The organism is Streptomyces sp. NPDC056160 (assembly GCF_042268205.1).
Classification (GTDB): domain Bacteria; phylum Actinomycetota; class Actinomycetes; order Streptomycetales; family Streptomycetaceae; genus Streptomyces.
The window spans coordinates 23,024-33,305 of sequence record NZ_JBHJUW010000099.1; the positions used below are offsets into that span (position 1 = coordinate 23,024).

Below are 10,282 nucleotides of genomic sequence, written 5' to 3' on the forward strand. Positions count from 1 at the left end.
CCCGGAGGTGACGCCATGAGTGCCGGAACACCGGCCGTCCTCGGACACTGCGACGAACTCCTCGCCGCCCTCGGACAGTTCCGCGGCTGCGCGCACATCACCCAGCGCTGGGGCGAACGGCTCGCCGCCGTCCTCGGCGGCGGCGGACGGCTGCTCGCCGCGGGCAACGGCGGCAGCGCCGCCCAGGCCCAGCACCTGACCGCCGAACTCGTCGGCCGCTACCGCGAGGACCGCCCGCCCTACTCTGCGATCGCCCTGCACGCCGACACCTCCAGCACCACCGCCATCGCCAACGACTACGGCGTCGACGAGGTGTTCGCCCGCCAGGTGCGCGCCCACGGCCGGCCCGGCGACGTCCTCATGCTGCTGTCCACCAGCGGAGCCAGCGCCAATCTGCTGTCGGCGGCGGACGCGGGGCGCGCCGCGGGCCTGCGCGTGTGGGCGCTGACCGGCCCGGCGCCCAACCCGCTGAGCGCGGGCGGCGACGAGGCGCTCTGTGCCGCCGGGGCCTCCACGGCCACCGTGCAGGAACTCCACCTGGTCGCCGTGCACATGATCTGCGCCGCGTTCGACGCGGCCATCGAACGGGACACCGTCGAACGGGACGCCCTCGAAGGGGGCGGGAGGTGACATGACGGGCAAGGCACCCCTGGTCGTGGTCGGCGACGCCCTGCTGGACCGCGACCTCACCGGACACGCGGACCGGCTCGCGCCCGACGCGCCCGTACCGGTCGTCGCCGACTGCGCGGAGCGGGTACGGCCCGGCGGCGCCGCCCTCACGGCGTACCTCGCCGCCCGCGACGGCCGCGACGTCACCCTCGTCGCCGGCCTGGACGACGGTCTGGCGGGCCGCGAGCTGCGCCGCCTGCTGGAACCCTGGCTGACTCTCGTCCCGCTCCCGATGAGCGGCGAGGTACCGGAGAAGACCCGTGTCCTGGCCCAGGGCCGGCCGGTGGTCCGCCTCGACCACGGCTCCGGCCGCGCCGGGGACGCCACCGAGGAGGCCCGCGCGGTGCTCGCCGGCGCGTCTGCCGTCCTCGTCTCCGACTACGGCCGGGGCACCGCGGACGTCCTGCGGCCCGAACTGCTCAGACGGCCCCCCGTCGTCTGGGACCCGCACCCCCGAGGCGGCCCGCCGGTACCCGGCACGCGCCTGGTCACCCCGGCCCGCTCGGAGGCCCGCGCCTTCGCGGGGGCGCTGCGCGCGGCGGCCGAGGACGCGGACGACACCGGCCCTGGCGCCGGCGAACTGCGCGCCGTCGCGTACGAGGCGTCCGCTCTCGTACAACACTGGCGGGTCGCCGCCGTCGCGGTCACCCTGGGCGCCCGCGGCGCCCTGCTGTCGTACGGCGAACACCCGCTGCTGGTGCCGGTCACGGCCGCCCACCACGGCGACCCGTGCGGCGCCGGGGACCGCTTCGCCGCCACGGCCGCCGGACTCCTCGCGGACGGAGCGCTCGTCGGGGAGGCCGTGGAGGGCGCCGTCACCGCGGCGACCGCCTTCGTCGGCGCCGGCGGGGCGGGCGGCCTGCTCGGCACCCCCGACGAGCGCGCCGTGCCGCCGGGCGACGACCCCGGCGACCTGGTCGCCCGGGTCCGGGCGACCGGCGGCACCGTCGTCGCCGCGGGCGGCTGCTTCGACCTGCTGCACGCAGGACACGTCGGCCTGCTCCAGGCCGCCCGGCGGATCGGCGACTGCCTCGTCGTCTGCGTCAACTCCGACGCGTCCGTACGTCGCCGCAAGGGCGAGGGCCGGCCGGTCAACCCGCTCGCCGACCGCCTGCGCGTCCTGCGCGCCCTGGCCTGCGTCGACGCCGTGGCCGTGTTCGACGAGAACACCCCAGAACGGCTCCTCGCCGAACTCCGCCCCGACGTCTGGGTCAAGGGCGGCGACTACGCCGGGGCCGACCTGCCCGAGGCGGCCCTCCTCCAGGAGTGGGGCGGCCAGGCCGTCCTCCTGCCCTACCTCGACGGCCGCTCCTCGACCGCCCTGATGGCGAGGGCGGCGGAGGGAGCACGGTGAGCGGCTCCGGCGGAACCGGAGGAGGGGACACCCCCCGCCTCCTCGTCCTGCGCGCCCTCGGGCTCGGTGATCTGCTGGCCGGGGTGCCGGCGTTGCGCGCCCTGCGACGGGCGTTCCCGCAGCACGAGACCGTGCTCGCCGCGCCGTCGGAACTGCGGGCCCTCGCCGAGGCGACGGGCGCGGTCGACCGGCTGCTGCCCGCCTGCGCGCCCGGGCGGGCCGTACCGCCCGCGCTCGACTGGACCGGGCCGCCGCCGGACCTCGCCGTCGACCTGCACGGCAACGGGCCGCCCAGCCACCGGCTGCTCGCCGCGCTCGGCCCTGGGCGGCTGTTCGCGTTCGCGCACCCGCGCACCCCCGGCATCGAGGGGCCGCCCTGGTACGCCGACGAGCACGAGCGGGACCGCTGGTGCCGGCTGCTGCGCTGGTACGGCGTGGCGGCCGACCCCGCCGACCTGCGGCTGCCCCGCCCCGCCGGGCCGTCCCCGGCCCCCGGCGCGCTCGTCGTGCACCCCGGCGCCGGATCCCCCGCGCGCCAGTGGCCGCTCGACCGGTTCGCCCGCGTCGCCGAGGCGGTGCGCGCCCGCGGTCACCGGGTCGTCGTCACCGGCGGCCCGGACGAGGGCGACCTCGTCGCCACGCTCGCCAAGCGGGCCCGGCTGCCCGACACGGACGTGTTCGGCGGCGGTCTGCCCCTCGGCCGGTTCTCCGCGCTGGTCGCCGGCGCCCGTGCCGTCCTCAGCGGCGACACCGGCATCGCCCACCTCGCCGTGGCCCACGCCACCCCGTCGGTGACACTGTTCGGCCCCATCCCGCCCAGCCGCTGGGGTCCGCCCCCGGGCGACCCCCGCCACACCGCCCTGTGGCACGGCCCGGAGGGCGACCCGCACGCCCGCCGCCCCGACCCCGCGCTGCTGAGGATCAGCACCCAAGAGGCACTGGACGCCCTCGACGCGCTCCCCGAGCCGTCGCACTGACGAAGGACGGCCGGCACCATGGCACACGCACACGCACACGCACACTCACACGCACCCACGCACGGTCCCGTCGGCGTGGTCATCGCCACCCGCAACCGCTCCGCGAGCCTCGCCGTGACCCTGCGGCACCTGCTCGCCCTGCCCGAACGCCCCGAGATCGTCGTGGCCGACAACGCCTCCACCGACGACACCCGCGCCCTGCTCGCCCGCGAGTTCCCCCAGGTACGCGTCCTGGCCCTGCCGTCCAACCGGGGCGCCCCGGCCCGCACCCACGGCGTCCGTGCCCTGCGCACCCCCTACGTGGCCTTCAGCGACGACGACTCCTGGTGGGCGCCGGGCGCGCTCACCGAGGCCGCCCGCCTCCTCGACGGCCACCCCCGGCTCGGGCTGCTCGCCGCCCGCACCCTCGTCGGCCCCGAGGAGGAACCCGACCCGCTCGACAAGGTGCTCGCCGACTCGCCCCTCGGCCCCGCCGACGACCTGCCCGGCACCCAGGTCCTCGGCTTCCTCGCCTGCGCCGGCGTCACCCGCCGCACCGCCTACCTCGACGCCGGCGGTTTCCACCCGCTGCTCTTCTTCGGCGCCGAGGAGACCCTGCTCGCCTACGACCTCGCCGCCCGCGGCTGGGGCGTCACCCACTGCCCCGAGGTGGTCGCGCACCACCACCCGGCCCCGGCCCCCCGCACCGACCGCCCCGCGGTCGTACGCCGCAACGAACTCCTCACCGCCTGGCTGCGCCGCCCGCTGCCCCACGCCCTCGCCCGCACCCGCGACCTGGCCGCCGACGCCCGCCACGACCCGCACGCCCGGCGCGCCCTGCGCGAGGCCCTCGCCCGCCTGCCCCGCGCCCTGCGCGCCCGCCGCCCGCTGCCGCCCCACGTCGAACGCGCCGCCCGGATGCTGGACGCGGAGCCGGGCCCCCGGCCGTCCCGCCCGGACCAGGGAGGCACCCCGTGACCGACCCCCGCACCACCGTCGTCGTCATCACCCACAACCGCCGCCCCGAACTCCTGCGCACCCTCGACCGGCTCGCCGAACTCCCCGAGCGGCCCGAAGTGATCGTCACCGACAACGGCTCCACCGACGGCACCGCCGCCGCCGTCGCCCGCCACCACCCGCGGGTACGGCTGCTGCGCCCCGGCCGCAACCTCGGCGCCGTCGGCCGCAACCTGGCCGTGCGCCGCGTCCGCACCCCCTACGTGGCCTTCTGCGACGACGACTCCTGGTGGGCGCCGGGCGCGCTCACCGGCGCCGCCGACCTGCTCGACCGGCACGCCGCACTCGGGTCCGTCACCGCCCGCATCGTCGTCGAACCGGACGGGACGGAGGACCCGATCGTCGAGGAACTGCGCAACTCGCCCCTGCCCGCGCCCCGGTGGCTGCCCGGCCCGGCGCTGGGCTCCTTCCTGGCCGCGGCGACCGTGCTGCGCACCGACGCGTTCCGCCGCGCGGGCGGCTTCCACCCCCGGCTGTGGCTGGGCGGCGAGGAGGAACTGCTCGCCGCCGACCTGGCCGCGGACGGCTGGTGGCTGACGTACGCCGAGGACCTGACGATCCATCACCAGCCGTCGCCGGTACGTGATCCCACCCGCCGCCGCCGGGACGGCATCCGCAACACCCTGTGGTTCACCTGGCTGCGCCGGCCCCTGCGGCCCGCCCTGCGCCGCACCCTGCACCTGGCGCGCACCGTCCCCCGCGACGCCGCGTCCCTGGGGGCCTTCGCCGAGGCGGCCGGCGCCCTGCCGTGGATCCTGCGCGAGCGCCGCGTGCTCCCGCCCGAGGTGGAGCGGCGGCTCCGGCTCCTGGAGGACAGCCAGCGCCGCTCGAAGGCCCGCCGCTACACGGGCTGACGCGCGCGGAGCGGCGGGCCGCGCCTTCGCGTCCCGCGCGATGCCCGCGCCGCGCTGCGCGTGCGATGCCCGCGCCGCGCCGTGCGTGCGATGCCCGCGCCGCGCCGTGCGTGCGATGCCCGCGCCGCGCCGTGCGTGCGATGCCCGCGCCGCGCTGCGCGTGCGCGACAATGGGAGCCATGACCACGGCCTCCGATCCCCGCGCCCTCGGGGCCTTCCTGAAGGCCCGCCGGGCCGAACTGGCACCGGAGGAGTTCGGGCTGCCCGGGACGGACGGGCGCCGCAAGGTCGCGGGGCTGCGTCGCGAGGAGGTCGCCCGGATCGCCGCGATCAGCGTCGACTACTACACGCGCCTCGAACAGGGCCGCGTCGCCGCCTCCGTGTCCGTCCTCGCCACCCTGGCCCGCGCGCTGCGCCTGGACGACGACCAGCAGACGTACCTGTACCGGCTCGCGGGCAAGGCCGACGCCCGGCCGCGCGGGCCGCGGCCGGCGCAGCGCGTGCGGCCCGCCATGCGGCGCCTGCTCGCCCAGCTCGCCGCCACCCCCGCCCTCGTCCTCGGCGACCGGCTGGACGTCCTGGCCTGGAACACCGCGGCGGCGGCCCTGTTCACCGACTTCTCGCGGATACCGCCGCAGCGGCGCAACTACGTGCACCTGCTGTTCACCGACCCGGCCGTCCGGGACCTGCACCGCGAGTGGCCGCACGACGCCCGCGACGCGGTCGCCGCCCTGCGCATGGGCGCCGCCGCCCGGCCCGACGACCCCGAACTCGACCGGCTCGTCGGTGAACTCTCCGCCCGCGACGCCGACTTCCGCACCTGGTGGGGCGAACACCGCGTCATCACCGCGGCCTACGGCACCAAGCACTACCGGCACCGCGTGGCCGGTGACCTCACCCTCGACTGCGACACCTGGAACAGCCCGGACGGCTCGGGGCAGCGCCTCATGGTCCTCACCGCCGAACCCGGCAGCCCGTCCCACGACGCGCTGCGCCTGCTCACCTCCGCCGCCCCCGCGAAAACCCCCCTGACGCAAACCCTTGGCGCGAACTCCTGACGCAAGCCCTTGGCGCGAAACTTCCGACGCAGACCCCGGGCGCGAAACTTCCGACGCAAACCCCGGGCGCCACCCCCTGGCGCAACTCCGTGACCGGATCTCGCGGCTCCGTGAAGGATCTCCCGGCTCCGTGGCCAAAGCCCCCGGCCGCCGGACGGGCCGCGCCGCCGCGGCTCAGGCGGAGCGCGACCGCCCGCACCACAGCCGCAGCGCGGCGAACAGCGCCATGGGCCACACCGCGGCGAACGCCCAGATCACTCCCGGCTCGCCGGTGGCGGCGCCGGCCGCCAGCAGGGCCACGGCGACCGCCAGCAGCATGACGACGGTCCAGGTCCGCGGCGCGTAGGCCGCCACCCGGGCGGGGTCCGGGCGCCGGCGGCGCCGCGTGGCACTCAGCCGCCGGGCCAGCCGGCGGTCACGGTTCAGGGCGCGTTCTATCTCGTCCAGGATCCGCTGTTCGTGATCGGGAAGTCTGTTTGTCGACACTGTTGCTCCTACGGGAACCGAGCTGCCTGCCGCGTCCCGCTCCGGGTGCCCGGGCGCCCCGCGGGTTAACCGTGCCGCGCCCCGGGCCGGCCCGTGCGCGGCACCCCCAGCACCGCCGGCAGCTCCCGAGCCCCGTCCTGCCCGGGCTCCGCCGCCCACTCCTCCCGCAACTGCCGCGCGGCCACCCGGCCCGAGGTCAGGCACCAGCCCCACCACCGGTCCAGCTCGCCTGCCCCGGCCCCCTCCAGGCGTTCGGCAGGCACCAGTGCGGGCCAGCCGCAGGCACGGGCCTGGGCGCTCACCTTCGCGCCCCCCTCGACCGGGTCCACGGCCAGCGCGGGCGTACCGGCGCGCAGTGCGAGCACCAGCCCGTGCAGCCGGTCGGTGACGACGAGGTCGAGGCGCAGCAGGACGGACTCCAGCTGGGCGGGGGTGGCGCACAGCCGCCAGTCGTGCCGGTCCAGGCGGGTCTCCAGCTCCAGGCGTGCGCAGTCCTTGCCGCGCAGCCACGACGTCACCGCCTCGGCGACCGCGCCGTGCCGCCGCGCCGCGCCGTACTCGTGCTGCCCGTGCGTGAGGACCACGCCGACCACCGGCCGGGCGGGCAGGGCGGGGGCGCCGGCCGCCAGGTCCAGGGCGGGCCCGGCGGCCGGTGCGTCCCGGGCGAGCACGTGGTGGAAGCCGGTGACGGCCAGACTGTCCGGGTCGAGCACCGAGGTGCCCACCGCGATCCGCGCGCAGTGGGCGAACCGCCGGTGCAACTCCTCCACCTGCGGCCCGTGCAGCGGACCGCACACGAACACCAGGTACCCGTACCGCCGGGCCGCGACGTCCTCCAGGTGCAGCGCGTCCGGCCGGAAACCGGGGCTCCAGGCGACGTCGTAGGCGAGACCCGCCCGGCGCAGCTCGTCCTCCACCCGGTGCAACGCCAGGACGTCCCCGGCGGTCGCCTCCCCGTCCGGGAAACTGAACCAGCCGGTGAGCAGCACGCGTGATCCGTGGTGTTCCTGGTGCACAGTGCGGCCCGGGTGCCCGCCCGGGCCGGCGCCATGCACGGCGCCGGCCCGACCGGGTGAGCGCCGCCGCCCGCGGCACCTGCCCGCGCCGCCGTCCTACGCGTCCTGCTCCTCGTCGTCCGTACCGAGGCTCAGCTCGACGTCGACGACCCCCTCGTCGTGGAACAGCTCCGACGCCAGCCGCCCGGCGTCGGCGGTGCCCTCCAGACGCAGCAGGACGCGGGCCGCGGCGTCGGTGCGGCCCGGCAGCCGGTCGGCCTTCACCTCCAGGATGCGAAAGCCCCGCCGGGTGCACGCCTCCAGCAGCCGCGGCAGCAGGGCCGTGCCCGTCAGATACGTCAGCCGGACCTCGACCGTGCCGGGTACCGCACCCCGGATGAGCCGGCGCGAGAGCCGGGGATAGCCGCGTACGACGAGGAAGTGCAGCACCGTCGTGGCCAGCGCCAGGATCGGCAGCCCGCCCCCGCAGGCCATGCCGACGGCACAGGTCAGCCAGATGGTGGCGGCGGTGGTCAGCCCGCGCACCGCGTCCCGCCGTACGAAGATCAGGCCGCCGCCGATGAAGCCGATGCCGGAGACGATCTGGGCGGCCACCCGGGACGGGTCGAAGGACACGTGGTCCAGGCCCAGCACGTTGGTGAACCCGTGCTGCGACACCTCCATCATCAGCGCGCTGGCGACGCCGACCAGGGTGTGGGTGCGCAGACCGGCGCTCTTCTGGTGCGCCTCCCGCTCCCAGCCGATCAGACTCGACAGCAGCAGCGCAAGGCCCAGCTCGGCGAGCTGGCGCAGCCCCTGACCATTGGCCACGTCCCACAGCGGAACCGCGAGCCCCGGCATGCGTCTCCCTTCGTCGTCGTCCCCCAGGTCCTGCCGTCACCCCGCCGCCCATTGTGGGTCCGGCACGGTGCCAAGGGGGTACCCGGCCCGCGGACGCGCTCACGCACCGGGGAAGGAGGCACCCACGTGCCGCGGATGGAGCCGCAGGAGGCCCGGCGCCGCTTCGCCGCCGCGCGCGTGGCCCGGCTGGCCACCGTGGACCCGGCGGGCCGCCCGCACCTGGTGCCCGTGGTGTTCGCCGTCCCGGACCGGCACACCGTCGTGACGGCCGTCGACCACAAGCCGAAGACCACCACCCGCCTGAAGCGGCTGCGCAACATCGCCGCCCACCCCTTCGTCTCCCTCCTCGCCGACGCCTACGACGAGGACTGGGCCCGGCTGTGGTGGGTCCGCGCGGACGGTGTCGCCCGGATCCTGCCGCCCGGCGCGCCGGGCGAGCCGTCGGACCCCGAGTCGTGGCGGGAGCGGCAGGAGGCCCTGGCGCTGCTGCGGAGCAGGTACCCGCAGTACGCCGACCACCCCCCGGACGGGGCGGTGGTCACGGTGCGCGTGAGGCGCTGGACGGGCTGGACGGCGAACTCGTCGGCGACCGACGGGGGTTGTCCGGCCAGGTGACGTTCGCTGTGAGCCGGATGTGCCGATGCTAAAGTCCCGGTAATGGCGTGCACTTGTCACACGCCGTCGAAACGGACGGGCACAGTTCCATCCATGGGGGGAGTACGGACATGGAACGGCGCGACAGGCCCGGGCGTACCGCATGACGGCCGCCGTCCCTGACGGCGCCGGGCGCTCCGTCCGTTCGCACGAGGACGACCGACGGTCCGCAGGGGTGACCGACCCCCTCTAGAAGGCTTCGCCGCCCCACTGACGGCGTACGGCCCATCGGGCCGTGCGTTCCCGGACCGCTGTCCTGCCCACCCTCTGACCGGCACCGTGCGCGCGCCTTGCGGGCACGGCCGGACGGCCGGCGGCGACGGCCGGCGGCCGGTCACGTCTGCGACCGGCCGTCCGCGGGCGGCCCTGCCCCTCGGACCGTTCGGCTCCCAGGTATCGATAAGGAGAAGAGGCATTGGCAACCCGATTCGGGGTCGTGCGGGTCCGGCGTGGTCTGGCGGCCACGCTGATGGCCCTGGCACTGCTGCTGGGTGTGCACATACACCCGGCGGCGGCGGCCGACGATGTGCCGGACTACAACAGGGCGGACGTCTTCGAGGCGTGGCGCTACGGTGGCCCCGGCGTGCGCAAGGCGGCCGAGGCCGCCCTGACGGGGTCGGACGAGGATGTCCAGACCTTCATGACGAAGGACCTGCCGGTCATCTGGGAAGAGGACCTGCGGGTCCAGGTCGCCCAGGTGATGGCCATCGGCGGCCCCGGAGTGCGGGCGGCGGCCGGCACCGCGCTGAGCGGCGGTGCGGACCAGCTGACGGAGTTCCTGAACTCGGGCTTCCAGGCGCCCTACGACGAGGACCTGCGGGTGCAGGTCGCGCAGATCATGGCGTACGGCGGTCCGGGGGTGAAGGCCGCGGCGGCCACGGCGCTGGACGGTTCGGCCGACGACTGGCAGGCGTTCATCGACAAGGGCCAGTTCCGTCCTCGTGAGGACGACAACCGCATCCAGGTCCTGCGGCTGATGTCGGCGGGCGGTGCGAACGTCAAGCAGGTCGCGCAGCAGGCGCTGGACGGGACGGCGGAGGACGTACAGGCGTTCCTGGACGACGGGTGGCAGGTCGCCTCCGCCCGGGACCAGGAGACGCTGACCGTCTCCCAGCTGGCCGACCTGGCCGACCACGCGCAGAAGCAGGCCAAGGAGCTGACCGACAAGGCCAAGGAGGAGGCGGCCAAGGCGGCGGCGGCCACGCAGGCGGCCAAGGCCGCGGCCCAGGTGGCCGCGCAGGAGGCGCTGGAGGCCAAGTCGTCCGCCGGTAAGGCGGCGGCAGCCGCTTCGCGTGCGGCGGCCGCGGCGGACCGGGCGGCGCAGGCGGCCCGTACGGCGGTGTCGGCGGCCGCGGCGGCGAACCGGACGGCCCGGGTG

The 10,282-nt window shown here is 76.6% G+C and carries 11 protein-coding genes; 8 read left to right on the top strand and 3 right to left on the bottom strand.

Annotated elements, in window-relative coordinates; translation table 11 throughout:
* Positions 1-15 precede the first annotated feature (15 nt).
* The 6 genes from ACFC02_RS29520 to ACFC02_RS29545 all read left to right on the top strand — a co-directional run bounded on the left by ACFC02_RS29520 (position 16) and on the right by ACFC02_RS29545 (position 5,908).
* Entirely contained in the window at positions 16-630 is a 615-nt protein-coding gene (locus ACFC02_RS29520; protein WP_376363683.1) for an SIS domain-containing protein, read from the top strand.
* Between the two features lies 1 nt (position 631).
* Complete coding sequence (rfaE2, locus tag ACFC02_RS29525; protein WP_376363686.1) at positions 632-2,023, top strand: D-glycero-beta-D-manno-heptose 1-phosphate adenylyltransferase; 1,392 nt, start codon at positions 632-634, stop codon at positions 2,021-2,023.
* Complete coding sequence (locus ACFC02_RS29530; protein ID WP_376363689.1) at positions 2,020-3,000, top strand: glycosyltransferase family 9 protein; 981 nt, start codon at positions 2,020-2,022, stop codon at positions 2,998-3,000. The genes rfaE2 and ACFC02_RS29530 overlap by 4 nt, the downstream gene beginning before the upstream one ends.
* Positions 3,001-3,018: 18 nt before the next feature.
* Complete coding sequence (locus tag ACFC02_RS29535) at positions 3,019-3,957, top strand: glycosyltransferase family 2 protein (protein WP_376363692.1); 939 nt, start codon at positions 3,019-3,021, stop codon at positions 3,955-3,957.
* A complete protein-coding gene (locus tag ACFC02_RS29540) occupies positions 3,954-4,850 on the top strand; it encodes a glycosyltransferase family 2 protein (protein WP_376363695.1) in 897 nt (298 codons plus the stop codon). Before ACFC02_RS29535 ends, ACFC02_RS29540 begins: the two co-directional genes overlap by 4 nt.
* 179 nt (positions 4,851-5,029) lie before the next feature.
* The gene (locus tag ACFC02_RS29545; protein WP_376363698.1) at positions 5,030-5,908 is read left to right on the top strand and encodes a helix-turn-helix domain-containing protein; all 879 of its coding nucleotides are present in this window, start codon (positions 5,030-5,032) and stop codon (positions 5,906-5,908) included.
* A gap of 174 nt (positions 5,909-6,082) precedes the next feature.
* Here ACFC02_RS29545 and ACFC02_RS29550 read toward each other — a convergent pair whose 3' ends face one another.
* The 3 genes from ACFC02_RS29550 to ACFC02_RS29560 all read right to left on the bottom strand — a co-directional run bounded on the left by ACFC02_RS29550 (position 6,083) and on the right by ACFC02_RS29560 (position 8,250).
* A complete protein-coding gene (locus ACFC02_RS29550; RefSeq protein WP_376363702.1) occupies positions 6,083-6,394 on the bottom strand; it encodes a DUF3040 domain-containing protein in 312 nt (103 codons plus the stop codon).
* 65 nt (positions 6,395-6,459) lie between these two features.
* The gene (locus ACFC02_RS29555; RefSeq protein ID WP_376363705.1) at positions 6,460-7,383 is read right to left on the bottom strand and encodes a polysaccharide pyruvyl transferase family protein; all 924 of its coding nucleotides are present in this window, start codon (positions 7,381-7,383) and stop codon (positions 6,460-6,462) included.
* 123 nt (positions 7,384-7,506) lie between these two features.
* On the bottom strand, positions 7,507-8,250 hold the full coding sequence (locus tag ACFC02_RS29560; protein ID WP_376363708.1) for an MgtC/SapB family protein: 744 nt from the start codon (positions 8,248-8,250) through the stop codon (positions 7,507-7,509).
* A gap of 126 nt (positions 8,251-8,376) precedes the next feature.
* Here ACFC02_RS29560 and ACFC02_RS29565 point away from each other — a divergent pair, with 126 nt between their 5' ends.
* Both ACFC02_RS29565 and ACFC02_RS29570 read left to right on the top strand, forming a co-directional pair.
* Positions 8,377-8,865 carry a TIGR03668 family PPOX class F420-dependent oxidoreductase gene (locus tag ACFC02_RS29565; protein ID WP_376363710.1) on the top strand — a complete coding sequence of 163 codons (489 nt, stop codon included), beginning with the start codon at positions 8,377-8,379 and terminating at the stop codon, positions 8,863-8,865.
* Positions 8,866-9,319: 454 nt separating this feature from the next.
* Positions 9,320-10,282: ALF repeat-containing protein (locus ACFC02_RS29570; RefSeq protein WP_376363713.1), on the top strand; the 963-nt coding region annotated here is incomplete at its 3' end.